This window comes from Dongshaea marina (genome assembly GCF_003072645.1).
Taxonomy (GTDB): Bacteria; Pseudomonadota; Gammaproteobacteria; order Enterobacterales; family Aeromonadaceae; genus Dongshaea; species Dongshaea marina.
The window spans coordinates 1,078,673-1,103,655 of sequence record NZ_CP028897.1 but is presented as its reverse complement, the minus strand read 5'-3'; the positions used below and the strand labels follow the sequence as shown (position 1 = coordinate 1,103,655).

Below are 24,983 nucleotides of genomic sequence, written 5' to 3'. Positions count from 1 at the left end.
TCTTCTATCCCCCGATAAGAACTTTCATCGGGAGAGCTTTGTCAGGATTTATCCGGCTTGTCGACCGAAGCCGCCGCCGAGGCCGCAGGAACACTACTGGCAAAGAAATAGCAGATCCGGGTTCTCGGGCTCAGGTATTCATAAACAATGTCGGGAAGCTGTTGTGGCTGCATCGCGTTGGCAATGGTAAGCCCCTGCACTTCGAGATCGACAATCGGCGCCTCTTCTGAGGGAACCCGAAAATCATAGACCAGCACCCTTGGGTAAAGCAGCCGGGCACTATTGACCGACATCACCAGCCCAAACCGTCCATCGGAGAGCTGAACCACACTACCGGGAGGATAAACCCCCAACAGGCGGATCATCATGGTCAGGTAGTCGAGATTAAGCTTCTTCGAATAGTTTTTATAAAGGTAAGAGAGTGCGGCACTGGGCAGCTTTGCCTTCTCTACATCTGCGTTATGGCAGAGGTTATCATATTCATTCACCACGCTGACGATCTGCGCCAGGGGATCGATATCATCCCAGGTTAAGCCATCGGGATAACCGCTTCCATCCAGCATCTCATGGTGCTGAGCCACAATCCGTTTGGCCTTACGGGGAAACTTAGATGCCGCCAGTTTCAAAAGCTCGGTCCCATAGCGGGTATGCTCTTTCAAAAGATTCATTTCCGGGGGAGTCAGAGGTTCTGTCTTACGTAGAATCGGCGTTGGAACCTTTAGCTTCCCGATATCATGAAACAGTGCCCCTACTCCTAAGGCACACATCTCATCGGGTGATAACCCAACTTCCCGTCCCAGCATCATCGCCAGAATCGCGATGTTAAGAGAGTGAAAATGGATGTCAGCCCGCTCCTTGGTGTCGGACATCAGGAAGATCTCTCCCCCATCGGCAGACATCAATTTATTGCTAATATCCTCAACCATTTTATTGGCTTCTTTGATCACTACCAAGGGCTGGCTCTGAACCTTCCCCATCAGATTACGCACTTCTGACAGGGTCTGGCGAAAACCATCTTCAGCCTTGCCCAGGGTCTTTTTGTACTCTTTAACATTAAAAACCGGAGCCTCCTCTTCAGGCTCCTTAACAGCCTCTGCTACCTCCTCTTCCACAGGCTTGGCCGGGCGCTCTTTCACCTCTTTGGGCTTCGCCTCAGCGATCGACTTGCTGTCACTCTTTTCCGGGATCAAAAAAACATGATCAATTCCCAGCCCGCGAATAATCGCGATCTGATCGGCACTCTTGACCTTGAAACTGCGGAACAAAAAGGGGTGAGCCGTCCAATCCACTGAGTCCGGAAGACGGATATAGTTGCCTATTCGGATACTCTTGATTTCAATCTGACACTCTTTCATGCCCTGAATATGATCCCGTTAACTCCCTTTAACACTTTGAGTATAGGCAAATAAATGCCTGTGCCGGGTAAATCAAAGGACACGATTGGCAATGAGGAGAGATCGCAGCGCGTCACCTCCCCCGAAAGGCTCAGGTTAAGGTTCGATAATCTCAGCTAAAAAATGGGAAAGGCGATGGCAAATCAGCCAGTTGGGGCGAATGGGGCCAGGCCCCATGACCAGAAACATGCTCTAACGGGAGGAGAACCCCAGAGCAACACTATTCACACAGTAACGAAGCCCGCTCTGAGTTGGACCATCCTCAAATTGATGTCCCAAATGAGCTCCACAACTCGCACACAGGATCTCGGTTCGCAGCATGCCATGGCTGTGATCCGCACGATAGATAACCGCACCTTCGAGGGCCTGATCAAAACTGGGCCAGCCACAGCCCGAATTAAATTTAGCATCCGAATCAAACAAGGGAGCCTGGCAGCAGATGCAGTGATAGCTACCCTGCTCTCTGTTATGCAATAAAGTCCCGCTGAAGGGGGCTCGGTGCCCCCCTCCCAACAGACCCGATACTGCTCAGCAGTCAGCTGCTGCTGCCAGAACGCCTTATCTTTTTGTGGCGGTTTCGGGGGCGATGACATCCTGAACCTGCTCCTTTTGTTTACTGGACTTCTTCGGTTCACCTCGCTCCGGCCGGGTATCCACTACTCGCTTGAGGAGCTTCAGGGAGTGAGCTCGCCCCACCGCAATCCGGTTAGGATAATCACGGTGGATAAGCCCCAGACCATCATCCTCTGCAGTATCAAATACCTGACACCAAATCAGCCCCTTACCGGCAGGCGGCAGGTGGTACTGGATGTCATAGCGACTGGAATTGAACATGATATACCAGCGCTCAGCCCCTTCGAGCGCCACACCGATATCCAGAGCAAAGGCCTGAGCCACCGGTGTATTCCAGTCGGCGGGTCCTGCCAGCGCCTCACCATCGGGATGGAACCAGGCCACCTGATGATGTTCATCCGAATTGGCCACAAAAGGATCATCATCCAGATTAAGCCGGGTAAACACCTTAGAGCTTTGACGAAGCTTGATCAGCATCTTTACAAACTGCTGTAGCTTGCGATCTTCATCGCGGATCTCCCAGTTGACCCAGCTGATCCGGTTATCCTGGCAATAGGCATTATTGTTACCCATCTGGGTCCGACCCATCTCATCGCCGGCCAGAAAGTGAGGCGTTCCCTGAGAGAGCAACAGGGTCGCCAGCAGGTTACGTTTCTGCTGTTGACGAATGCTGACAATCCGGGGATCCATGCTTGGCCCTTCGAAGCCATTATTACTCGACAGGTTATTACCGTGCCCATCCCGATTCTCTTCCGCATTGGCAATATTATGCCGCTGGTTATAAGAGACCAGATCCTCCAGGGTCACCCCATCGTGATAGCAGATGAAGTTGACTCCTGCATAACCGGGACGCCTGGATTTAGGAAACAGATCCCTGGAACCGAGGATCCGGGTGGCAAAGTCGGCCATCTGGCCAGCATCACCTCGCCAGAAAGAGCGGCAGGTATCTCGAAATCTGTCATTTACCTCACGCCAATGACCGGGAAACTGCCCCAGTCGATAGCCAAAAGGTCCTATATCCCAGGGCTCGGCAATCATCTTGGCCCGGCTGAGAATTGGATCCTGCATGATCGCCTTAAAAAAGGCACTACAGCTGTCAAACTCATAGCCTTCGCGAGCCAGCGCCACCGCCAGATCAAAACGAAAGCCATCCACTCCCATCTCGACCACCCAGTAACGAAGGCTATCCATCACCAGGCGCAAGCCGTTGGGATGATCCACGTTAAAGGTATTGCCACAGCCACTGAAATTAGTGTAACTGCTGTAATTGGCGCCACTCTGCCCCGAATCAAACAGGTAATAACTACTGTTATCCACTCCCTTGAAGCTCAACAGCGGACCACCATGGCCACCTTCGGCGGTATGGTTAAACACCACATCCAGAATCACCTCGATACCAGCCCGGTGCAGCTCCCGTACCATGGTCTTAAACTCGGTCACGGGATCCTGATTGGCATAACGCGGCTCGGGTGCCATGAAGCAGACCGGGTTATAACCCCAGAAGTTAACCAGCCCCAGATCCTGAAGCCGGGGCTCAGTCATGAAGCTGGTACAGGGCATCAGCTGAACGGCGGTCACCCCCAGCTGCTTGAGATAATCGATCACCACAGGCTGAGATAAGCCACTAAACTTGCCTCGGTGCTCTGGTGGAACATCCGGGTGAAGCTTAGTAAATCCCCGCACATGCAGCTGATAAATAAGCATATCTTCATCAGCAAGCTGCGGCTTCTCTACATCTTGCCAGTCAAACTGGTTCGAGCAGACCACTGAGCGGGGGATCATGTAGGTGCTATCGGCAACATACTGGGGATAATCCCATTCCAAAGGACGATTGATCGCTCTGGCATAGGGGTCAATCAGCAGCTTACTCGGGTCAAACAGCTTTCCCCGGGACTGATCTTTTGGGCCATGTATCCGGTAGCCATAAAGCTGACCGGCCTTGATCCCCTCCACAAAACAGTACCAGTTATGCTCCTTACGGCCGGCCAGGGGGATCCTGGCCAGCTCCTTTTCGGCTTGATCAAACAGGCAAAGCTCCACCTTGGTGGCTTCCGGAGCCCAGAGAACAAAGTTACATCCATGTGCGCTCAAGTGCGCACCCAGAGGATATTCTCGTCCTGGATGCACCTTGAAGCCCGCTTGTTCGACGATCATCTATCTTCCCTAAATACGCTTGATAAACAGTGTGGCCAGGGGAGGAACATTCAGCTCAATGGAGTACTCCTGACCATGCCATGGTCTGGCTTCCGCTTCAAACTCAACCGCGCCAGTTTCATAGTTACTGCCCCAGTAATAGTGGCTGTCACTGTTAAGCAGAACCTTGTAGCGTCCGGGTCCCGGAACCCCCATCCGATAATTGTTACGGGGCACCGGTGTGAAGTGGCTGAGTACCACAATGCTCTCACTACCGCTCTTGTTGCGGCGGATCCAGGCAAAGATACTGCTCTCTGCATCACAATGCTCCAGCCAGCTAAAGGCATCATGCTGATAATCCGCCTCCCACAGGGCACTCTCCTGGCGGTACAGACGGTTCAGATCTTTCACCAGTTTCTGCTGACCATTATGCTTGTCATACTCAAGCAGCCACCACTGCAGCGAGTCATCGTGGTTCCACTCCGCCGACTGAGCAATCTCATGACCCATGAAGTTCAGCTTCTTACCCGGGAAACCAAACATGAAGGCGGTATAGGCACGCAGGTTAGCCACCTGTTGCCACTCATCCCCAGGCATCTTATCCAGCAGCGAGCCCTTACCATGGACCACCTCATCGTGGGACAGAGGCAGCACGAAGTTCTCGTCATAGTTGTAGATCATCGCAAAGGTCATCTCATTGTGATGATATTTGCGATAGCAGGGATCCTTGCTCATATAGGTCAGGCTGTCATGCATCCAACCCATGTTCCATTTGAAACCAAACCCTAAGCCGCCTGCATAGGTCGGCTTGGAAACACCCGGGAATGCGGTCGACTCCTCGGCGATGGTCATCGCATGAGGGTACTTGGCATAGATCTCTTCGTTGAACCACTTGATAAGGCTTACCGCCTCATAGTTGAGGTTGCCACCATCAACATTCGGTACCCACTCACCCTCGTTGCGTGAGTAATCCAGATACAACATGGAAGCGACTGCATCCACCCGGATCCCGTCGACATGGAAGTACTCCAACCAGTAGAGGGCACTGGCTACCAGGAACTGGCGAACATGGTTACGACCAAAGTCATAGATAAAGGAGTTCCAGTCCGGATGCCAGCCACGACGCGGATCCTCATACTCATACAGAGGCGTGCCATCGAAGCGTGCCAAACCATGCTCATCGGATGGGAAGTGTGCCGGAACCCAGTCGACGATCACCCCGATACCCTGTTGGTGACACTGATCGACGAAGAACTTGAAGTCATCGGCATTGCCAAAGCGGGTGGTGGATGCAAACATCCCAACCGGCTGGTAGCCCCAGGAGCCACTGAACGGATGTTCAGAGACCGGAAGCAGCTCGATGTGGGTATAGCCCATCTCCAGAATATAAGGGATCAGCTCATTGACCAGCTCACGATAGCTCAGAGGCGATCCATCGCCATGACGGCGCCAGGAGCCCATGTGCAGCTCATAGATAGACATAGGCTGCTCAAGCTTGTTGTTACGCTGGCTTTCGATCCACTGCTGATCGTTCCACTCATAGCGGCGGTGATCGTAGACGGTACTGGAGTGAGATGGGAACTGCTCAATCTGGAAGCCGACCGGATCCGTCTTGTGGGGCAGACGGTTCCCCATTGGATCTTTAAGCTCAAACTTATATCGCATCCCCTCGCCAACCCCGGGGACAAACAGAACCCAGTGTCCGCACAGGCTGCGCTGCATCGGCTGACGAGTGCCATCCCAGTAGTTGAAATCCCCCACGACACTAACAGCGGTCGCACTTGGTGCATACACTGCAAAGCGAACCCCCTGGACAATCTTGCCGTCGACCTCAACCTCGGTCAGTTGGGCACCCAGAGTATGGTAGATATTTTCCGGAGCATGAGTCAGCTCAGCGAGTCCTGCATAAGCTGTATCATGGAACTGATAAGGGTCGATCACATCGACCTTTGCCTGATCATACTGAACGGTGAAGAAGTAGCTGAACAGCTTCTGGCGGCGTGGGAAGGATGCGGTAAATAATCCTTTTTCATCTTCCCGAGTCATCTCACACAGGGCTTTGCCTGTCTTCAAATCCTTGACCGTAATTGCCTGAGCACTCGGCATCCAGGCAGTCAACTCCAGCCCGGTTCCCTGTGCATTGAACTTCAAACCCAGATGTTCAAACGGATTGCCACAACGAGCGTGCGCCAAATTTTGCAATAACATCGACGAATCCTTTGCCTCTAATACAAGATCCAAACACTGACCTCAGTCAGCTTTCATAACAACAAAAAGCACCGAGACATTCCCCGGTGCTCTCCCTTTTTACACTTTTATGCGAGAAAGATCACGAATCCTTTAATCCTTCTTGCTCACCTCACGGCGAATTCGTGTCAGATCCGCCGTAAGTTGGTCTATTTTCGGATTGGCAAACAGCTCACTCAGGTTTCGAGTCAGCTTGCGCCGCCAATTCGGGTACTCATCACTGGTTCCCGGCACATTCACCGGCTGATCCATCTCCAGCCAATCCTCCAGCTGGAAGCTCAGCAGCGCCGAGCTACACAGAGCCAGATGCTTCTGCATTCCATGATTGAGCTCCTGAGTCATAGGACACCAGCTCACATCGGCGGAGACCGATTCAGGCAGAGTACCATGGCCCAGCATACTGTCGAGGATCCTTTGTTTCGACTGATGCCGTGAATCATAGAGCTGCTGCAACTGCTCGGGATCGGGATAGATCCCAAGTTTGCGTCCAAGCTCAAGATCTTCACAATTCCAGAAGCCCTCAAGGGTTGCCATATCATGGGTGGTGAGAACCGCCATCGCCTGCTCCGGATAGTGTTTCGGTGAATAGAAACCACCATCTTTTGCCCGCTCAAACAGGAACACCCGGTAGGAGTATACTCCGTGCTCTCTGAGCATGGTCCGGATCTCATCGGGAACCGTCCCCAGATCCTCACCGATCACCAGGCACTGGTTGCGATGAGACTCAAGGGCCAGGATTGCCAACAGATCCTCAACCGGATAGTAAACATAGGCACCGGTCTTGGCGCACTCGCCGGCGGCAACCCACCACAGACGCAGCAATCCCATAATGTGATCGATACGCAGTGCGCCACAGGCCTGCATATTAGAGCGGAACAGCTCAACCATCGGCTGGTAAGCACTCTGGTAAAGCTCGCTTGGGTTCATCGGGGGGAGACCCCAGTTCTGACCCAGGGGACCCAGTACATCCGGCGGGGCCCCGGCGCTGGCTTTCGGACAGTAGAGAGCGCTGTTGGCCCAGATCTCTGTGCCCCCTTCGGAGACACCCACCGCCAGATCCCGATACAGGCCGATCAGCATCCCCTTGTCCCGGGCAAGCTGCTCGACCGCCTCAAGCTGCTCGGAGGCTAGCCACTGCAGGTAGAGGTAGAAACGAACATCCCGCTCATGCTGCTTGATCCATTGCTGCACCGCTGGCTTATGGTACTCGTTATACTCATCGGGCCAAACACTCCAGCCCCAGGCTTTCATCCCCTTGCTATAGAACCAGGCCTGCATCGCATCATAGCAAGCCTGCTCTAACAGACTCTCGCCACCAGCCTCGATGAACTTGGCAAATTTGCGCCCGCGCGCCGTCCGCTCCCCAAGGTGCGCCTCATCAAAGATCTTGCGCAGAAACTCCAGCTTAGCTTGGGTTACCTCTTTGTAGTCTACCCACTCAGAAGATCTGAGTTGCTCCAACTTCTGCTGGAATTCATCCTCGGCAAGCAGTCCCTTGAGATGCTTATTGTGAGAAAGCTCAGGAATCGCTTCGACATCGATATAAGCGATATTAAGCCAGCGTCGTGATGATGGGCTGTAGGGGCTGGCTGCTTCGGGATTTGCGGGATAGAGGGCGTGGATAGGATTGAGGCCAACAAACTGACCGCCGCGTTGCGCGATCTGCTCAACCAGATAGGCAAGGTCGGTAAAGTCACCGATCCCCCAGTTGCGCTCACTGCGCAGACAATAGAGCTGGACACTCACCCCCCAGACCTTCTGTCCGGAGGTCATCACCTCGGGCTTATAACACTGGGCGGGAGTCACAATCAGCGACATTTCGGCCAGCATCTCACTGTCATCAAACAGCTCAAACTGGTGGTAACCAAGTGGCAGCTGACCGATCGAAAGCGGCAGACGCCAGCATTGATATTCCAGCTCATTCACCTCACCGACTCCGATGAGATCGCCGTCGGTCAGCTTCAGGGCCCCCTGTTTGATCTTCCCCTGCTCCGGCTCAAGGCGCCAGCGCAGTGGGCGATCGATCACGGCGATTGGCCGTTTGATCTCAAGCTGAAGCTCCTGCTCCCCTTCGGTCAGGATCTGAACCGGCTCCAGGGGCTGTGTCCAGAATAGCTGACTCTCCTGAGCTAGTTGCCCCGCCAGCTCTTCAGGCTCATCGACCCTGTATCCCATCGCCGCCAGCATGGTCTGTTTGCTGGCATCCGTGATACTGGCGAGCTCACCCCAGGCATCGATAAATTCGTCTGCAATTCCCTTAGCTTTCGCTAACTCTCTCATATCGGCTGTCATAGCTGATTCCCATCGACAGTGGTCCCTTTCCCTGACATCAATCCAATACAAACGATTGGCTTGGCGATTCGCTGATGAGGCATCACCAGCTCGGTGCCATCTTGATTTCACTGTAATTTTATATCCTTGCCTGAGTTTTCGACAGTCACGCCCCCAGAGCAACAATATTAAGCCAGCGTCATGATAGCCATCGTCGGTTCAGTGAATAGCACTATCCGAATCAGGGTGATCTTAACAGGCTGCCACTTTACCAGATGAAACCCTCTGGGTCAGCATTCAACAAACAACAAGCCTCGATTTATCGGCTCAAAAGGCTTACAAATGACAAAAGAGATTGCCGCTGAAGCTTAAGTGATGATTTAAACCCGGGAAGCTAACAATCCCCTGATAATTTGTTACCCTGGGATACAAACCCACGACGATTAAAAAAACACCAATTCAATTCCAACTAAAATAACTCTGCATCAGCCTTAAACAAAAATATTCTCAAAAACACAATCTGTTGTTTTGCAAGGGTAAAACCCAAGCCGATAGCAGGTTTGAGCCCAACGACTCAATTTCCCACAACAGACTCGTTCAAAAAACAAACAGAACACTCTTTACAGGCATGCCTAAAAACTATACAAACAAAGCCTGTTATTTTGTGTCCGAATCTTCTCGTACACCCTCAGTCAAGAATTAGGGATGTACTTTAATAATTTTTGGAGTAAGATTTAGCACAAATCGCGTCGCCTAGACTGACTCTTCGCCGACGTTTATGGATGATTAGAAAGAATTCAAATTTGTTGAACTGACAAGGTTGGGTTAGATATGACAATTAAAGTAGGTATCAACGGCTTTGGCCGTATCGGTCGTTTTGTATTCCGTGCTGCGTGTGAGCGTAACGACATCGAGGTTGTTGCAATCAACGATCTGATCGACGTTGATTACATGGCTTACATGCTGAAGTACGATTCAACTCACGGCCGTTTCAATGGTACTGTGGAAGTTGAAGGCGGTAACCTGATCGTGAACGGTAAAACTGTTCGCGTGACTGCAGAGCGTGACCCTGCAAGCCTGAAGTGGAACGAGGCAGGTGTTGATGTCGTTGCTGAAGCAACCGGTATCTTCCTGACTGACGAGACCGCGCGTAAGCACATCCAGGCTGGCGCTAAGAAAGTAGTTCTGACTGGTCCTTCTAAGGACGCGACTCCTATGTTCGTCATGGGTGTTAACCACGCTGAGTATGCAGGTCAGGACATCGTTTCTAACGCTTCTTGTACCACTAACTGTCTGGCACCTATCGCTAAGGTCCTGAACGACAAGTGGGGCATCGAGAGCGGTCTGATGACTACTGTTCACGCAACTACTGCAACTCAGAAGACTGTTGACGGTCCTTCTATGAAAGACTGGCGTGGCGGTCGTGGTGCTTCTCAGAACATCATCCCATCTTCTACCGGTGCTGCTAAGGCTGTTGGTAAGGTAATCCCTGAGCTGAACGGTAAGCTGACTGGTATGGCGTTCCGCGTACCAACTGCAAACGTATCTGTTGTTGACCTGACTGTTAACCTGAAGTCTGCTGCAACTTACGAAGAGATCTGTGCCGAAATGAAGCGTGCTTCCGGCGCTGAGTTCAAGGGCGTTCTGGGCTACACCGAAGATCAGGTTGTTTCTACTGACTTCAACGGCGAAGTACAGACTTCTGTATTCGATGCCAAGGCTGGTATCGCACTGACCGACAAGTTCGTTAAAGTTGTATCCTGGTACGACAACGAAATCGGTTACTCCAACAAGGTTCTGGATCTGGTCGCTCACATCTCTAAGTAATGAGCTCAGATTAACCCTGTTGAAAAGGCGGCTTTAGGCCGCCTTTTTTGATCCCATACGGAAAATGAGAGATACAGATGCAAGAGCTTCTACAACTGACCCCTAGCCGCTCCCTGACTCAGTACACCCAGCTTAAGCGTAACTCAGAGAATCTTGAGTTTGTGGTCATCGACAACCCCAAAGCAACGGCCACCATCTCACTGTTTGGCGGCCACCTGTGCCATTACCAGCGACATAATGAGCCAGCAATCATCTGGATGTCACAGACAGCTCAGTTTGATGGCAAGCGCCCGATCCGCGGCGGGATCCCCATCTGCTGGCCCTGGTTTGGTCCGGCCCCCAAGCGTGTTGGCAGCGACAAGCAATCCCACGGCTTTGCCCGTAACCACAACTGGCAACTCGATGGTGTCAGTGAGCATCCCGATGGTACCCTGGTTCACCTCTCCCTTTGCGATAATCCACTGACCCGGGCCCTGTGGGATCAGCCCTTTGAGCTACAACTGGATATCCTGGTCGGCGACGAGCTCAAGCTTATCCTGACCAGCGTCAACTCGGGGGATACCCCGCTGGTCTACAGCGGTGCCATGCACAGCTACTTCAATATCAGCGCGCCGGAAAATGCGTCGCTCAAGGGGCTGGGCCCCCGTTATTACGACTCACTGACTCAAAGTGATGGGACCCAACAGGGCGACTTCAGCTTTGCAGGGCCGGTCGATCGCATCTATCTTGAGCCTGAAACAGAGGTGATATTAAAAGACAGGGATCGCAACCTGAAGATCCTGAGCGGTAATCATGACTCCATTGTGGTGTGGAACCCCTGGATTGAGGGGGCCAAGGCCTTCACTGATATGCCGGATAATGGCTACCAGAGCATGCTGTGCGCCGAGACGGCGATCACCGCTGCCGAAGGGGTCACGGTTTCACCCGGTGAAGAACACTGTCTATCGCTGACCATCTGTTAACATTGCCGGGGTTGCATGGGATGATGTAACCCCCAACCCCGGCTTGAGCCGTGAATTCGAGCGAGAGCTGCTCGTGTTTCACATCTGTTGTTGATATCTGATTTCACGTATCACCAACACTGTGTATCCGTCCATGGAGCCTCTGCTGCCGCATCCTGGCGACAGAAGTTTGGTGACCTGGAATCAGTACACCTTTATATGAGCAACAGATCTGAGACATAATCCCAGGGCTCAGTGAAGAGTAAAAAGAAACTGTGAAGCTGGCGTGACACAAGACGTTGAGAGACGTTATTGCGGCTGCCTTCAGAGCATAAAAAAGGCACCCGGACGGGTACCTCCTACGAAATGGCTGCTTTCACAAGTTGCAAAGTAACACACTATGGGTGATAGCAGTTAACTACATCTGTCGCTGTGGATGTTGCCAGCCTTATATCTTCAACATCAGCACAGCCTAGATGAGGTGGATCAATGCGACTCCGGCCCCTATGATAAACAGGACCCCGATCAGCGCACCAATCGCTTCACGCAGGCGGTTTCTTTCAGATTGCTGGGTCATGGCTCTCTCCTTATACGTGGACAGGGTGCTCTCACTTCAGCTTTCAACTCCAGTCTAGCGACTAATTGTTACAGTTCCGTGACAAGCACTAGCGTTATTTTATCTTCTCCGGTCAACATTCAGACTCATTCGGCTGCTATCAGAACAACATACAAGAACTATTCCAGCCCCTGCCCCCTCCTTCTGGCTAAAAAACACCCTGCATTACTGAAAAAACCGCCCGGGTATCCTAAGCTTTTGAACAGCAATGGAGCGATTTATGCTCCATTTGATCACAGGGAACCGGGAGCCTGACGCTGAGCCACACCCAGATCATGCAGCATGGGCCCGCGAGTATGTTCTGTTCAGACACAAACTGAATGGATGAGGTGATTCTCATGAATGATGGAACCATTCGCACATTGTGCATTCTGGCTCTGAGTCTGCTATTAACCGCCTGTACCAGCAGCCAACTCCACCACTCCAGTATCGAAAGCTGCCCCTATAGTAAGGACGGTGATTGTTCAGATAGCGCTATCCAGATGGGTGATCATGAAGAAAAAGGCAAGTACCTGCTGGGGATCATCGAATATGACGATAGCGGCAAGCTACACTCCATCGCTCAAAAAAATGCGGTTCTCAAAGAGTTCAGAGAGGTGATCGCTAAAGAAGATGTCATGCTCATCACCTTTGTTCACGGCTGGCACAATACCGCAGAGCCGGATAACGACAATCTCTCCTCATTTCGCAACATGCTGGTCCAGGTCTCCCAGATGGAAAGCATCGGGGCCAAGCAGCAAAGTCGTAAGCCTCGGAAGGTATTAGGCCTGTATGTGGGCTGGCGTGGTGAAGCGCTGGAGATCCCTGTCATCAACAACCTGACCTTCTGGAACCGTAAGGATACAGCTCACAAGGTCGGAGAGCAGGGCGTTTCCGGGCTTTTGATCGAGCTTGAGGATATCGTCGACCATAAGACAGGCTCCGACAGCCGCCTGGTGGTGATAGGTCATAGCTTTGGCGGGGCCCTGGTGTACAGTTCACTGGAGCAGGTGCTACTTGAGCGCTATAAGCAAACTCGCCAGAGCAAGGGCAATGTCGATGGCTTCGGCAATCTGGTGGTGCTGATCAACCCCGCCTTTGAGGCGATCCGCTATTCAGAGCTGTATAAACTCTCCCAGACCGACTGCCGCCCCTATAAAAATAGTCAGCTGCCAAAGCTTGCGATCATCACCTCGGAGGGAGACTGGGCCACTAAGTACGCCTTCCCCTTTGGTCAGCTGTTCTCTAAGAGCATGGTCAAAGAGCTCAATCAGGATAGCTACTACTGCACCGCCGATGGCAAATCCGGTGAGCAGCCTCTGAAAATTGACGCTAAGAGCGCCGAGCGCACCACGGTTGGCCACTTTAAGCCCTACCTCACCCATCGCCTGGCGGCCGTGTCCGATGGTAAGGATCACGGGGCTGGCTTCCAGATCCAGGATCTGCAGATGGCCTGGGGCGCCCAATCCATTGGTGGCACTTTGGATCTTGGTGAGAGTAAGCTCATTTCGCTTGGGCGTAGTACCGCCCTTAACCCCTACCTGAATGTCGAGGTGGACACCAGCCTGATTGATGATCACAACGATATCTGGAGCGTGGAGACCACGCACTTCATTCGCGATCTGATTGCGGTTGCTACCACGCCGCAGCGCTTCTGTGGTATCCCTTTCGATAAGCTGTAAAAAGTAACGCCACTCAGGGCCCGAAATATAAGCATCGGGCCCTGAATAAAAACAACCTTAGATCGCGTCGTATCCCCGACAGTTTGGGGTGAGAGCATTGTCTCCATGGATAAAGCCAATGGAACAATCACCAAACAGGTACAGCGCAACAGCGACCCACAAAGATCCTGAAATTGACCAGGGATAGCGAACGCAATGTTCAAAAACTGGCCGAATTAAATATCTCGACTATACTTAGTCGCACTGTTTGATCTCTGCGTATGAGTAGACTCGATGAGCTCCTTTCACGAACATGGCTATTACTCTATTGACCCCATAGGACAGCTACTCATCATAAGGATTGGGGGTGCCTGGAACCAGCAGACCGCGCTGAAATATGAAGAGGAAATCAGGGAGCTGTTGCCCGAACTGATGGGCTCCCCCTGGGCCGCGGTAAGTGATATGCGCGACTGGGAGCTGTGTACCCCGGAGGTGTTGGAGAATTGGCAGCAGATGTCTTTCTACCTATCCAAAGATTATAACCTTCGCTATATGGGGCTTATCATCAACTCCGCCCTGGAAAAATATCTGACCAGGAAGGTCACAGACAACGCCACCCGGGATCTTACTGTCCAATATTTTGACACCCCGGAGCTGGCAATCGATTGGTGCGAGCAGCAACTCAAGATCGCAACCAGGGCTCCCCTGCCAGAGGAGCAGCAGCCGGGGCTCTCGGCCCGAAAGTAGTAGAGAGCTGAAATCTGCCAGGGCGTTCGAGACTGAGCCAGCTAGCAGGACTTGGGTCGTCAGCATGCAGTGGCGAGCCGCCACTGCATCAGGTTAGGTGGCAGGGTGTTTAGATTTTACCCTGGGCCTTCAGGCTCGCAGAAAAGTCCAGCATCCGGTTCAAAGGCACCAGCGCCTTTTCACGGATCTCGGCATCCACCTCGATCTCGTGAGAGCTATCTCCCGACTCCAGAGCCTCACAGATCCGCTGCAGGCTGTTCATCCCCATCCAGGGACAATGCGCACAGCTCTGACAGGTCGCGCCTGTGCCACCGGTCGGTGCCGCCATCAGCTCCTTATCGGGGCAAAGCTGCTGGATCTTGTAGAAGATCCCGCGCTCGGTGGCGATGATCAGCTGCTTATTAGGCAACTCGCTCGCCGCCTTGATCAGCTGACTGGTTGAGCCCACCGCATCCGCCATCGCCACCACATCTTCGGGAGACTCAGGGTGGACCAGCAGGGCCGAATCGGGATACTGCTTACGCAGCTCGGCGATCGCCGATGCCTTAAACTCATCGTGGACAATACAGCGGCCACGCCACAGTACCATCTCGGCGCCGGTCTGCTGCTGGATGTAACGGCCCAGGTGAATATCCGGTCCCCAGATGATCTTCTGCCCTTCGGACTCCAGATGATCAACGATCTCAAGAGCAATACTTGAGGTCACTACCCAGTCGGCCCGCGCCTTCACCGCCGCCGAGGTGTTGGCATACACCACCACGGTGTGATCCGGATGCTGATCGCAAAAATCGGAAAACTCATCCACCGGACAGCTCAGATCCAAAGAGCACTCGGCATCCAGCGCCGGCATAACCACCCGCTTCTCCGGGCTTAAGATCTTAGCGGTCTCTCCCATGAAGCGCACCCCGGCCACCACCAGAGTAGAGGCGGGATGGTCTCGCCCTAGCCTTGCCATCTCCAGAGAATCGGCCACATAGCCGCCGGTCTCCTCGGCAAGGGCCTGGATCTCAGGATCCGTGTAGTAGTGGGCCACCAGTACCGCATTCTTCTCCTTGAGCAGCGCCTTGATCCGGGCACGATAAGACTCGGTTTGCTCGGCTGAAAGGGGCGCACAGGGCTCGGGGAGCGTATAACTCCAGGAAATATCCGGGGCTTGAATCATAGAAGCTTAATCCTAAAGCAAAAAATAAAACTCGGCGAATTATAGCCTTGTCGGGCGTGAAAACAAATCTTGGGAGCAGTTTCACCAGGGATTGGGAGTATTTCGAAGTGGTGGGTCGTGAAGGATTCGAACCTTCGACCAATTGGTTAAAAGCCAACTGCTCTACCGACTGAGCTAACGACCCGTAAATCTGGAGGTTTCACGGCAATCGCTGGCCATAAAACATTGAAGATTGGTGGGCGATACTGGGCTCGAACCAGTGACCCCCTCCTTGTAAGGGAGGTGCTCTCCCAACTGAGCTAATCGCCCACGCTATAAAGCGTGGTGGGTCGTGAAGGATTCGAACCTTCGACCAATTGGTTAAAAGCCAACTGCTCTACCGACTGAGCTAACGACCCACTAATCTGTAGTCTCACGGCAATGGGATGCGCCATAAAACGTTGTAAAATTGGTGGGCGATACTGGGCTCGAACCAGTGACCCCCTCCTTGTAAGGGAGGTGCTCTCCCAACTGAGCTAATCGCCCACGCTATAAAGCGTGGTGGGTCGTGAAGGATTCGAACCTTCGACCAATTGGTTAAAAGCCAACTGCTCTACCGACTGAGCTAACGACCCACTAAATCTGTAGTCTCACGGCAATGGGATGCGCCATAAAACGTTGTAAAATTGGTGGGCGATACTGGGCTCGAACCAGTGACCCCCTCCTTGTAAGGGAGGTGCTCTCCCAACTGAGCTAATCGCCCACGCTATAAAGCGTGGTGGGTCGTGAAGGATTCGAACCTTCGACCAATTGGTTAAAAGCCAACTGCTCTACCGACTGAGCTAACGACCCACAAATCTGTAGTCTCACGGCAATGGGATGCGCCATAAAACGTTGTAAATTGGTGGGCGATACTGGGCTCGAACCAGTGACCCCCTCCTTGTAAGGGAGGTGCTCTCCCAACTGAGCTAATCGCCCACGCTATAAAGCGTGGTGGGTCGTGAAGGATTCGAACCTTCGACCAATTGGTTAAAAGCCAACTGCTCTACCGACTGAGCTAACGACCCACAAATCTGTAGTCTCACGGCAATGGGATGCGCCATGAAACGTTGTAAATTGGTGGGCGATACTGGGCTCGAACCAGTGACCCCCTCCTTGTAAGGGAGGTGCTCTCCCAACTGAGCTAATCGCCCACGCTATAAAGCGTGGTGGGTCGTGAAGGATTCGAACCTTCGACCAATTGGTTAAAAGCCAACTGCTCTACCGACTGAGCTAACGACCCACTAATCTGTAGTCTCACGGCAATGGGATGCGCCATAAAACGTTGTAAAATTGGTGGGCGATACTGGGCTCGAACCAGTGACCCCCTCCTTGTAAGGGAGGTGCTCTCCCAACTGAGCTAATCGCCCACGCTATAAAACGTGGTGGGTCGTGAAGGATTCGAACCTTCGACCAATTGGTTAAAAGCCAACTGCTCTACCGACTGAGCTAACGACCCACAAATCTGTAGTCTCACGGCAATGGGATGCGCCATGAGCCATTGAATTCTTTGAAACAGGGCTCCGGAGAGCGCCTCGTTTCCTGCCCGGGGTTACCGTGGCTGACGGCGGCCTATGATACGGATTTACCAACAAGACGCAATAAAAAAATTAGATTTTCGATGCGATCGGCCAGATATCAAGCAACCCAATCATTTATCAGCCATTTTGAGCCATGACCGCCATCACAAAACAGCAATTTGGCTATTTTCAGAGCTGCTTGAGCCTATCTTTCGCCAAAAATGCCGAGGAGTTATCGGGATACTCTTTGATCAATTGCTGATAAAAAATCTTGGCATCCTTGGATTTACCCTGCATTTGAGCAATCACGCCCAACTTGAGCAGTGCATCCGGACGCTTGGTTGAGCTCTTATAGCCATCCACCAGAGCCTGAAACTCTTTAGCTGCATCCGGATACTGGGACTGACTAAACAACAGCTGCCCTAGCCAGTAGTAAGCGTTTGGTACATAACCCGACTTGGGATAACGCTTGATAAAGTCCCGAAATGCCGGAATAGCCTGATCATACTTCTTATCTTTGAGAACCAGATCGATGGCATGCTCATAGGCCTGATTCTCATCGGCTGAGACCACAGGCCCCGAGGGCTGCGATGTTGCCGCTTCGGTTGCACTCACCGAGCTGCTGGTCGCGCCGCCAGCCTTACTTTGAAGCTGATCCAGGGTTTGATAGATCTCTCGCTGACGAGACAACATCTGATCGATACGATGATTCTGTACCTCCAGTTGTCCGCGCAGCTGGTTGATATCATTTTGCATCGCCTGCAGCTGCTGCTGGCTCTGCAGCTGAACCGAGCTCTGTGATTCTGTCATTCGCTTGAGTATCGCCACCTGCTGACTGAGACTCTGGCTATCCCCGGCACTACTCACCGGGGCTGCAGCAAACACAGAGCTCGATAGCAGCCCCGCGAGCAAGACGCAGATGCGACTATCGAACTTTTTCACTTACAGGGCTCCTTGCTTAATAGACCAAAACCGCACGGCGGTTCTTGGCGTAGGCAGCAGCAGTATGTCCGGGATCAGCAGGCTTCTCTTCACCATAGCTAACCACAGACAGCTGAGCCGCTGGCACACCCAGGGTCTCCAGGTAGGCTTTCACAGCATTACCACGGCGCTCACCCAGTGCGATGTTGTACTCAGGAGTACCACGCTCATCTGTGTTGCCCTCAATCACCACCTTCACCGATGGGTGAGCAAGCAGATAGCTGGCATGAGCTTGCAGCAGTGAAACGTACTGCTTGGTGATTACTGAGTTATCAAACTTGAAGTAGATGGTGTTCTCCTTGTGCAGCTGCTGGAGCTGCTGCGCCATCTTCTCCTGAGGCGTCAGCATGTGGTCTGCTGAAGCCGTCTGAACTGTAGAACCATCTTTACCTGCACTACCTGCTGCTCCTGAAGCCGCAGAATCACCACCAGGGGTCGAACTACAAGCTGCCAATGCCAGAAGCGGCAGAGCGATACCAATACCCTTGATGCACTGTTTTAAACGCATAAGTCTCACCTTTGTACTCGTTATTAAATGCGATCTGTGTCAGCAGATTTCCCTGACATACCGAAGCCAAATTAAAGCTGCAGCTCCCGGCATCAGAGGCGACAAACATCGCCCGTAAAAATAGCATCCATAATCATCATGGGTTTTGCCATAAGAAGCAATACCCTGACAGGACAACAAAAAAGAGTTATGGGGAAGTTTAATGTCAATAGTGTGACCTGCATCGACCACGGGTTGCAGCCGCAGGTCTCAGCTCACCCATAACGCCTTGTTATTCAGGCAAACAAAAAACCCGATAGTTCCCGCATCAACCAGCGCGGCGTCACTATCGGGTTGGTTTAACCTTTAATCAAATTTAAGGTGCAGGGTCAATGCACGACGGTTCTTGGCATAAGCCTTGTGGTTACTCGCAGCATCGGCGGGCTTGGATTCTCCCCAGCTTGAATACCATAGCTGATCTCCGGGAACCCCTTCAGACATCAGGTAGTCCGCTACCGAGCGTGCCCTGCGCTCTCCCAGGGCCAGATTATAAGCATTACTGCCTCGCTCATCTGCATTACCATCGATCACCACGGTTGCATCCGGGTGCCCTCTGAGATAACAGGCAATCGCATCCAGCCTAGGCTTAGCCTTAGGCAAAATAACCGATTTGTCCGTATCAAAGTGAACCGTATTTTCCTTTTGCAGAGGCCAGGGCATCTGCTTGCCCTGATCCGCTGACGCCATTGAATCACTGGGCGTTGAGCTACAAGCAGCCAGCATCAATAACGACAGGGTGATAAGCCCTCTTTTGATGCACTGTTCAACACGCATAAGACCCACCTTTGATTACAGCTAGTTCAAGTATGGTGACCAGGCCGGAGCCTGAACATCCCCCTGGTTGGCCGGGAGCACCGCCTTAAAGCGGCCATCCATCGACACCAAGGCCAGCACGCGTCGTCCCTGATACACAGCACTGTAGATGATCATACTGTTATTCGGCGCCACGCTAGCCGACTGATCCAAAGTGGCCCCCGTCAGGATCTGCATATTGTAAGTTTTCAGATCTTCACGAGCGATATGGTAACGTCCCTTTATCTGGGTGATCAGCACCAATCCCTTACCATCTTTGGTATAAACTGCTTCCTGGTTTTTGTCTCCCTCCCAACTCACACGTTTTATGTCCCCACTATTAAGGTTTACCTGATAAATCTGCGGACTGCCACCCCGGTTGGAGGTAAACACCATAGATTTACTATCCGGACTCCAGGCTGGCTCGGTGTTAATATTGCCACCATGGGTGATCTGAGTGAGGTGATGAGTGGCCAGATTCATCACGTAGACGTTGGGCTGACCATCCTTCGATAGCACCATCGCCATCTGCTTACCATCCGGTGACCAGCGTGGTGCACCGTTGATTCCAGGGAATGAGGTCAGCTTGGTGCGCTTCTGGGTATAGATGTTCTGAATGAAGATCTCCGACTTTTGATTCTCAAAGCTGACATAGGCCAGACGGCTGCCATCGGGCGACCAGCTCGGTGACATCAGCGGCTCTTTAGAGCGCAGCAGTACCTTTTCGTTATAGCCATCATAGTCCGAGACCCTGAGCTGATAGGGATACTTACTGTCACTGTCCACCGCGACATAAGCGATGCGAGTCAGGAAGGCACCACGCTGACCGGTCAGATGCTGATAGACCACATCCGAGATCCGATGCGCATACTCGCGAAGCTTACTGGCCGGGACCACCGCACTGCGACTATCCAGCACATAAGCCGGTGAGCCCACGGTTGGCCCCTCACTGCTGGCGAGCTGCCCCTTGAGCACATCAACCAGCTGGAAGCTGACCTTGTACTGATCGCCCGGCACAGGCTCTATGGTTCCCACCACGATCGCCTCAACCCCCATCGCCGACCAGCTGGCAAACTGAATTTGATTGGCTGCGGTCGGTTGCTGCGGCATCGATTTGGGATCGATAGGATTAAATTTACCGCTGCGTTGCAGATCCGATGCCACCACGTCGGAGACATTGGTCTGCGGCTGGGCCCCGGTCCCCTGCCACTGGAAAGGCACCACAGCGATCGGCCGGGCACTGTTGATCCCCTGGGTGATGGTGATATCTAACACGGCATAAGCAGGTGAGATAGAGGCGGCGACTAAGCCCATCAATATGATGATTCGTGTAAATATTTTCATTGTTGTTTCCAGCGTCCTACCTTAAGAAGCTAAGCCGCTTATGATAAAGCGGCCACTTCTGATATTCCCCAAATTTCGACCTAGTTGGTCGGCGTCAGTGTTAATCGAATATTTTTCATCTTCTGATAAACATCAGCATCCTTAGATATCGGAAGCGTTTCCAGCTGCAAGATAGCTGCGCGTGCGGTACGGCACACCTGCAGATCGCCCTGCCCCTGACTCACAGAAACCACCAGGCCACTCGGTGCCAAATTCAAAGTCAGCACGCACTGCTTACCCGCCATACTTGGGTCCGTCCGCCAGCGATTCTCGATTGCACTCTTGATAAGAGCCGTATAGCGAGCCACCTCAGAAACTACCTGCTTTTGCCGAGCCGCATCACGACGCTTCTGATCGGCCGCCATCTGCTCCGCGATCTGCTTTTGCAACTCACGCTGCTGCTTCTGTTTCTCAAGCTGCTGCTGACGCTTAAGCTCCGCCTGGCGTCTGGCTTCGGCCGCTTTCTTAGCCGCCGCCTCTGCCGCCTTAGCCTGCTGCTGCGCCTTTTCAGCCGCCTGCTTGGCCGCCCGCGCTTCCGCCTGCTGCTTCTGCTTGAGCGCCTCGGCCTTCTTCGCCGCAGCTAATGCCTTCTGCCGCTGTAGCTCCTGTTGCTTGGCCTGCTGCGCCGCCTTACGGGCTGCCGCCTGCTTCTGCTTACGCTCTGCCTCAAGCTTCTTGATCCGTTGCTGCTCTTCGGCGCGCTGGCGCTTGGCTGCATCGGCCTGCTGCTGCAATCGGCGCAGTCTGTCCTGCTCCGCTTGCTGCTGGGCTCGTTTTTGTTGTTCTAGTCGCTGAACCTGCTGTTCAACTGCATTTTGACTGACCGCTGTTGCCTGAATGATTGGCGTTTGCTGAGATGGCGCCGGACGAGGCGGCGCCTGCATATCGATGCCAAAAAGCACCAGGCTGAATAAAACCAGGTGCAATACAATAGAGAGCGTCAGTGCTTTCTTAAAACCCCGTTTCAAGATAACTCCTCGATTACTGGGACTCGGGCGGCTGAGTCATCAGACCGACCGATGGAACTCCGGCGTTTTGTAGCGCCACCATCAACTGGATCACACTCTTATAGGGCACATCGCCATCTCCTCTCACCACTACCGGTGAATGAGGCTGGACCCGGCGATAGGCCTCAACCAGAACCGCCAGCTTAGACAATGACAGCGCCTGCTCACGGCTATTCTTATAATCCAGATAATAGCGTCCCTGATTATCGATAGAGGCGATAATCGGTGATTTACTATCCTTATCGAGCTGCTTGGCATGGGCGGTTGGAAGATCCACCTTCACCCCCTGAGTGACCAGAGGGGCTGTGACCATAAAGATCACCACCAATACCAGCATCACATCGATATAGGGCACTACATTGATCTCTGCCAATGGACGGCGCTTACGACGCGATGAGCTTCTCATGACTGCTCTTCCTGTTGGTCTGAAGCGCTGACCTGACGGTACAGTATGGTGGAGAACTCATCCATAAAGTTGGTGTAGCTTCCCTCAATTCGGTCCACATGATGGGTAAAGCGGTTATAGGCAATGACCGCCGGAATCGCCGCAAAAAGGCCCATCGCAGTCGCGATCAACGCCTCAGCAATACCGGGTGCCACCATATTGAGGCTCGCCTGCTCAACGCCGCCCAGGGCGACAAAGGCATGCATGATCCCCCACACGGTACCAAACAGGCCAATGTAAGGACTGACCGAACCTATGGTCGCCAACATACTCATGCTGGCCTCTAAGTTCTCCACCTCGCGGGACAGGGTGACCCGCATCGCCCGGTAGGTGCCATCCATCACCATCTCCGGTGACTTCACCCCACTTTGATGTAATCTCGCATATTCACGAAAGCCGCTGTGAAACACCTGCTCCAGGCCGTGACGATCATCGGCGTGATTGAGGCTCTCACGGTACAGCTGATTGAGATCGCCGCCGGACCAGAATTTATCCTCAAAGCTTCGGGTCTCCTTGCGGGCCCGGGCCAGATCACGCCCCCGATAAAAGATCGCCGCCCAGGAGGCGATCGACATCGCCACCAATAGCAACATCACCAGTTTTACAACCCAGCTTGCTTCGAGGATCAGCGACAGCAGCGAGATATTAGTTTGCACCTTCAAGCACCTCTTTGATTTCTTTTGGAAAAGCGGCAGGCTTCCCCGTCTTAATATTTACACAGGCTAAACGAATTAGAGCCTCACACAAAAGGCTACCCTGCTCATTATGTATCTGTTGCTTAAAGACCACAGAAGCTCGTTTGAGTTCAATTACTTCAGAACTAACCGTTATCAACTCGTCCAGATAGGCACTACCAAGATAATCAAGTTCACAACGCCGCACCGCAAAAACAAGGTCATTATTCCTTATAATGTCAGCTTGTGTAATGCCCTGATCGCGTAAAAAATCTGTACGAGCTTGCTCTAAGAAGTTCAGGTAGTTTGCGTGGTAAACCCATCCACCGGCATCGGTATGGGCATAATAGACTCGAAATTGGCACTGATGCCTGACAGCCTGCATCATAGGTTCGTCCATCGAAAAAAATCGTTGGCCTAATATAGCGTACCCGGGGAAATAAAAGAAAGGCGGGTCAGCAGCAGACGACAGCCGCTGACCCGTTTTACTAACTGAAGTAGTAACCGTGAGTGGCGATGAAGCCGAAGATCAGCAACAACCAGCCCAGTAGGGGTGAAAAAATAACCGCCCACCAGATCTTGCGAAAACGAAATCCAAGACCGTTGATTACACCGCAACACACCCCCCAGATAATGAGCAGGGCCGCCCAGTGACTAAAGTCACTGGTATTCGCCGCCACCCGATCCGGGGACTGTAATACGGCAATCGCCACCACCACAGCTACCACCAGCAGCCCCCAGCGCCACGCCGGGCGGCGTAGCATGGAGTGGATGCGTAGCAGCTGCTCGGCTGCAGGATTACTCTTGGCCATCCTTGTCAGACTCGTGCTGTTCCAGAGAGACCGCGATGACGGTACAGAACAACACTGCCATCACTATGCCAATAAACCAGGTGATGTACCACATGGATCAATCCTCCCTTAGTACATTGAGTGCTTGTTGTTCTCAATACGCTCCTTGGTGACTCGACCAAACATCTTCTTGTGAGTCCAGGAGGTATAGAACAGGATGATAGGAACAAAGATGATCGCTACCACCAGCATGATCATCAAAGTCTTCTGTGAGGATGTCGCATCCCACAGGGTCAGGCTCTGTGATGGATCTGTAATAGAGGGCATCACGAACGGGAACATCGCAAAACCAGCGGTGAAGATCACCCCGGCAATAGTCAGGGAGCTGGTGATAAAGGCCAGCACTGAGCGTCCTGCTTTAGCCAGAATAGCGGTCAGCAGTGCCATCACCACACCCAGAATCGGTGCGATCATCATCCAGGGGTGAATGCCGTAGTTACGCATCCAGGCGCCGGTCTCAACAATCGCTGTCTTCAGGGTTGGATCGGTTGGTGCTTCCGTGTTGATTGCACTGGTAATCACATAACCATCAATACCGTAAGCAACCCAGAACCCGGCCAATACGAACAGCACCAGGGTCACCAGGGCACAGATCGAAGCGGCATGACGGGCACGTACCATCACTTCCGCTTCGGTCTTCATCATCATATAGGTTGCACCCTGGGTGAGGATCATAAACAGACTCACCAGGCCCGCCAGCAGCGCAAACGGGTTGAGCAGCCCAAAGAAGCTCCCTGTGTAGATAGGACGCATAAACTCGGTGAAGTGGAACGGAACCCCCTGCAGCAGGTTACCGAAGGCAACACCGCAGATCACAGGTGGGATCAGACTTCCGACACACAGCAGCCAGTCCCAGGTCCGACGCCAGCGCGGATCTTCAAGCTTAGAGCGGTAATCAAAGGCAACTGGACGCAGGTAAAGACCCACCAGCGTCAGCACCATGGCCACATAAAAGCCGGAAAACGAGGTCGCATAGACAATAGGCCAGGCGGCAAACAGGGCACCACCAGCGGTGATCAACCACACCTGGTTACCATCCCAGTGAGGCGCAACCGCATTAATCGCGGTGCGACGCTCGGTGTCATTTTTGCCAACAAATGGCAGCAACACCCCGACTCCCATATCGAAGCCGTCCATCACTGCAAAGCCAACCAATAACACGCCGATCAGCAACCACCAGATCACCCGCAGAATTTCATAATCAATCATTCGTC

The 24,983-nt window shown here is 52.8% G+C and carries 20 protein-coding genes, 13 tRNA genes and 1 pseudogene; 4 read left to right on the top strand and 30 right to left on the bottom strand.

Annotation, left to right across the window (positions count from 1 at the left end; translation table 11 throughout):
* Positions 1–41 precede the first annotated feature (41 nt).
* The 5 genes and pseudogenes from DB847_RS05505 to malQ all read right to left on the bottom strand — a co-directional run bounded on the left by DB847_RS05505 (position 42) and on the right by malQ (position 8,639).
* Positions 42–1,355 carry an HD-GYP domain-containing protein gene (locus DB847_RS05505; RefSeq protein WP_108649790.1) on the bottom strand — a complete coding sequence of 438 codons (1,314 nt, stop codon included), beginning with the start codon at positions 1,353–1,355 and terminating at the stop codon, positions 42–44.
* 231 nt (positions 1,356–1,586) lie between these two features.
* Positions 1,587–1,987 (bottom strand): annotated as a pseudogene (gene msrB, locus DB847_RS05500) (peptide-methionine (R)-S-oxide reductase MsrB).
* Positions 1,953–4,121: a glycogen debranching protein GlgX gene (gene glgX / locus DB847_RS05495; RefSeq protein WP_108649789.1), complete on the bottom strand. Its 2,169-nt coding sequence runs from the start codon at positions 4,119–4,121 to the stop codon at positions 1,953–1,955. The pseudogene msrB and the gene glgX overlap by 35 nt, the downstream one beginning before the upstream one ends.
* Before the next feature lie 9 nt (positions 4,122–4,130).
* The gene (gene glgB / locus DB847_RS05490) at positions 4,131–6,308 is read right to left on the bottom strand and encodes a 1,4-alpha-glucan branching protein GlgB (protein ID WP_108649788.1); all 2,178 of its coding nucleotides are present in this window, start codon (positions 6,306–6,308) and stop codon (positions 4,131–4,133) included.
* 132 nt (positions 6,309–6,440) lie between these two features.
* A complete protein-coding gene (gene malQ / locus DB847_RS05485; protein WP_108649787.1) occupies positions 6,441–8,639 on the bottom strand; it encodes a 4-alpha-glucanotransferase in 2,199 nt (732 codons plus the stop codon).
* An 810-nt stretch (positions 8,640–9,449) separates the two neighbouring features.
* Between malQ and gap the strand changes: the two genes are divergently transcribed.
* The 4 genes from gap (at position 9,450) to DB847_RS05465 (ending at position 14,389) form a co-directional block, all read left to right on the top strand.
* Positions 9,450–10,445: a type I glyceraldehyde-3-phosphate dehydrogenase gene (gene gap, locus DB847_RS05480; RefSeq protein ID WP_108649786.1), complete on the top strand. Its 996-nt coding sequence runs from the start codon at positions 9,450–9,452 to the stop codon at positions 10,443–10,445.
* A 95-nt stretch (positions 10,446–10,540) separates the two neighbouring features.
* Positions 10,541–11,407 carry a D-hexose-6-phosphate mutarotase gene (locus tag DB847_RS05475; protein ID WP_407644456.1) on the top strand — a complete coding sequence of 289 codons (867 nt, stop codon included), beginning with the start codon at positions 10,541–10,543 and terminating at the stop codon, positions 11,405–11,407.
* A gap of 933 nt (positions 11,408–12,340) precedes the next feature.
* Complete coding sequence (locus DB847_RS05470) at positions 12,341–13,663, top strand: alpha/beta fold hydrolase (protein ID WP_199911735.1); 1,323 nt, start codon at positions 12,341–12,343, stop codon at positions 13,661–13,663.
* A 273-nt stretch (positions 13,664–13,936) separates the two neighbouring features.
* Complete coding sequence (locus DB847_RS05465) at positions 13,937–14,389, top strand: hypothetical protein (RefSeq protein ID WP_108649784.1); 453 nt, start codon at positions 13,937–13,939, stop codon at positions 14,387–14,389.
* Positions 14,390–14,498: 109 nt separating this feature from the next.
* On the opposite strand, the gene nadA is transcribed toward DB847_RS05465, so the two are convergent.
* The 25 genes from nadA to cydB all read right to left on the bottom strand — a co-directional run bounded on the left by nadA (position 14,499) and on the right by cydB (position 24,978).
* Positions 14,499–15,551 carry a quinolinate synthase NadA gene (gene nadA, locus DB847_RS05460; protein WP_108649783.1) on the bottom strand — a complete coding sequence of 351 codons (1,053 nt, stop codon included), beginning with the start codon at positions 15,549–15,551 and terminating at the stop codon, positions 14,499–14,501.
* A gap of 108 nt (positions 15,552–15,659) precedes the next feature.
* Positions 15,660–15,735, bottom strand: a tRNA-Lys gene (locus tag DB847_RS05455).
* A gap of 49 nt (positions 15,736–15,784) precedes the next feature.
* Positions 15,785–15,860 (bottom strand) — tRNA-Val (locus DB847_RS05450).
* A 13-nt stretch (positions 15,861–15,873) separates the two neighbouring features.
* Positions 15,874–15,949: transfer RNA gene (locus DB847_RS05445), tRNA-Lys, on the bottom strand.
* A gap of 51 nt (positions 15,950–16,000) precedes the next feature.
* A tRNA-Val gene (locus DB847_RS05440) sits at positions 16,001–16,076 on the bottom strand.
* A gap of 13 nt (positions 16,077–16,089) precedes the next feature.
* Positions 16,090–16,165, bottom strand: a tRNA-Lys gene (locus DB847_RS05435).
* A gap of 52 nt (positions 16,166–16,217) precedes the next feature.
* Positions 16,218–16,293, bottom strand: a tRNA-Val gene (locus tag DB847_RS05430).
* Positions 16,294–16,306: 13 nt separating this feature from the next.
* Positions 16,307–16,382, bottom strand: a tRNA-Lys gene (locus tag DB847_RS05425).
* 50 nt (positions 16,383–16,432) lie between these two features.
* A tRNA-Val gene (locus DB847_RS05420) sits at positions 16,433–16,508 on the bottom strand.
* Positions 16,509–16,521: 13 nt separating this feature from the next.
* A tRNA-Lys gene (locus tag DB847_RS05415) sits at positions 16,522–16,597 on the bottom strand.
* A gap of 50 nt (positions 16,598–16,647) precedes the next feature.
* Positions 16,648–16,723: transfer RNA gene (locus DB847_RS05410), tRNA-Val, on the bottom strand.
* 13 nt (positions 16,724–16,736) lie between these two features.
* A tRNA-Lys gene (locus DB847_RS05405) sits at positions 16,737–16,812 on the bottom strand.
* A 51-nt stretch (positions 16,813–16,863) separates the two neighbouring features.
* Positions 16,864–16,939: transfer RNA gene (locus tag DB847_RS05400), tRNA-Val, on the bottom strand.
* A gap of 13 nt (positions 16,940–16,952) precedes the next feature.
* Positions 16,953–17,028, bottom strand: a tRNA-Lys gene (locus tag DB847_RS05395).
* Positions 17,029–17,278: 250 nt separating this feature from the next.
* On the bottom strand, positions 17,279–18,031 hold the full coding sequence (gene ybgF, locus DB847_RS05390) for a tol-pal system protein YbgF (RefSeq protein WP_108649782.1): 753 nt from the start codon (positions 18,029–18,031) through the stop codon (positions 17,279–17,281).
* Between the two features lie 16 nt (positions 18,032–18,047).
* Complete coding sequence (pal, locus tag DB847_RS05385) at positions 18,048–18,578, bottom strand: peptidoglycan-associated lipoprotein Pal (protein WP_108649781.1); 531 nt, start codon at positions 18,576–18,578, stop codon at positions 18,048–18,050.
* A gap of 345 nt (positions 18,579–18,923) precedes the next feature.
* Entirely contained in the window at positions 18,924–19,391 is a 468-nt protein-coding gene (locus tag DB847_RS05380) for an OmpA family protein (RefSeq protein ID WP_108649780.1), read from the bottom strand.
* Between the two features lie 21 nt (positions 19,392–19,412).
* Positions 19,413–20,753: a Tol-Pal system beta propeller repeat protein TolB gene (tolB, locus tag DB847_RS05375; protein ID WP_108649779.1), complete on the bottom strand. Its 1,341-nt coding sequence runs from the start codon at positions 20,751–20,753 to the stop codon at positions 19,413–19,415.
* Positions 20,754–20,833: 80 nt separating this feature from the next.
* Positions 20,834–21,760, bottom strand: a complete 927-nt coding sequence (gene tolA / locus DB847_RS05370; RefSeq protein WP_159084412.1) for a cell envelope integrity protein TolA — start codon at positions 21,758–21,760, stop codon at positions 20,834–20,836.
* Positions 21,761–21,773: 13 nt separating this feature from the next.
* Positions 21,774–22,205, bottom strand: coding sequence for a protein TolR (tolR, locus tag DB847_RS05365; protein ID WP_108649777.1), 432 nt, complete (start codon positions 22,203–22,205; stop codon positions 21,774–21,776).
* Positions 22,202–22,900, bottom strand: a complete 699-nt coding sequence (tolQ, locus tag DB847_RS05360; RefSeq protein ID WP_108649776.1) for a protein TolQ — start codon at positions 22,898–22,900, stop codon at positions 22,202–22,204. The genes tolR and tolQ overlap by 4 nt, the downstream gene beginning before the upstream one ends.
* The gene (ybgC, locus tag DB847_RS05355) at positions 22,890–23,306 is read right to left on the bottom strand and encodes a tol-pal system-associated acyl-CoA thioesterase (RefSeq protein ID WP_234418521.1); all 417 of its coding nucleotides are present in this window, start codon (positions 23,304–23,306) and stop codon (positions 22,890–22,892) included. The genes tolQ and ybgC overlap by 11 nt, the downstream gene beginning before the upstream one ends.
* A gap of 100 nt (positions 23,307–23,406) precedes the next feature.
* Positions 23,407–23,730, bottom strand: coding sequence for a cyd operon YbgE family protein (locus DB847_RS05350; protein WP_108649775.1), 324 nt, complete (start codon positions 23,728–23,730; stop codon positions 23,407–23,409).
* On the bottom strand, positions 23,717–23,824 hold the full coding sequence (locus tag DB847_RS05345; protein ID WP_108649774.1) for a cytochrome bd oxidase small subunit, CydX/CbdX family: 108 nt from the start codon (positions 23,822–23,824) through the stop codon (positions 23,717–23,719). The genes DB847_RS05350 and DB847_RS05345 overlap by 14 nt, the downstream gene beginning before the upstream one ends.
* Positions 23,825–23,838: 14 nt before the next feature.
* Entirely contained in the window at positions 23,839–24,978 is a 1,140-nt protein-coding gene (gene cydB / locus DB847_RS05340) for a cytochrome d ubiquinol oxidase subunit II (protein ID WP_108649773.1), read from the bottom strand.
* Between the last annotated feature and the right edge of the window lie 5 nt (positions 24,979–24,983).

Bases quoted from the DNA above. Each gene is read 5' to 3' on its own strand.
- DB847_RS05505 (WP_108649790.1), bottom strand. From the start codon at position 1,355: ATGAAAGAGTGTCAGATTGAAATCAAGAGTATCCGAATAGGCAACTAT.
- glgX (WP_108649789.1), bottom strand. From the start codon at position 4,121: ATGATCGTCGAACAAGCGGGCTTCAAGGTGCATCCAGGACGAGAATAT.
- glgB (WP_108649788.1), bottom strand. From the start codon at position 6,308: ATGTTATTGCAAAATTTGGCGCACGCTCGTTGTGGCAATCCGTTTGAA.
- malQ (WP_108649787.1), bottom strand. From the start codon at position 8,639: ATGACAGCCGATATGAGAGAGTTAGCGAAAGCTAAGGGAATTGCAGAC.
- gap (WP_108649786.1), top strand. From the start codon at position 9,450: ATGACAATTAAAGTAGGTATCAACGGCTTTGGCCGTATCGGTCGTTTT.
- DB847_RS05470 (WP_199911735.1), top strand. From the start codon at position 12,341: ATGAATGATGGAACCATTCGCACATTGTGCATTCTGGCTCTGAGTCTG.
- DB847_RS05465 (WP_108649784.1), top strand. From the start codon at position 13,937: ATGAGCTCCTTTCACGAACATGGCTATTACTCTATTGACCCCATAGGA.
- nadA (WP_108649783.1), bottom strand. From the start codon at position 15,551: ATGATTCAAGCCCCGGATATTTCCTGGAGTTATACGCTCCCCGAGCCC.
- pal (WP_108649781.1), bottom strand. From the start codon at position 18,578: ATGCGTTTAAAACAGTGCATCAAGGGTATTGGTATCGCTCTGCCGCTT.
- DB847_RS05380 (WP_108649780.1), bottom strand. From the start codon at position 19,391: ATGCGTGTTGAACAGTGCATCAAAAGAGGGCTTATCACCCTGTCGTTA.
- tolB (WP_108649779.1), bottom strand. From the start codon at position 20,753: ATGAAAATATTTACACGAATCATCATATTGATGGGCTTAGTCGCCGCC.
- tolR (WP_108649777.1), bottom strand. From the start codon at position 22,205: ATGAGAAGCTCATCGCGTCGTAAGCGCCGTCCATTGGCAGAGATCAAT.
- ybgC (WP_234418521.1), bottom strand. From the start codon at position 23,306: ATGATGCAGGCTGTCAGGCATCAGTGCCAATTTCGAGTCTATTATGCC.
- DB847_RS05350 (WP_108649775.1), bottom strand. From the start codon at position 23,730: ATGGCCAAGAGTAATCCTGCAGCCGAGCAGCTGCTACGCATCCACTCC.
- DB847_RS05345 (WP_108649774.1), bottom strand. From the start codon at position 23,824: ATGTGGTACATCACCTGGTTTATTGGCATAGTGATGGCAGTGTTGTTC.
- cydB (WP_108649773.1), bottom strand. From the start codon at position 24,978: ATGATTGATTATGAAATTCTGCGGGTGATCTGGTGGTTGCTGATCGGC.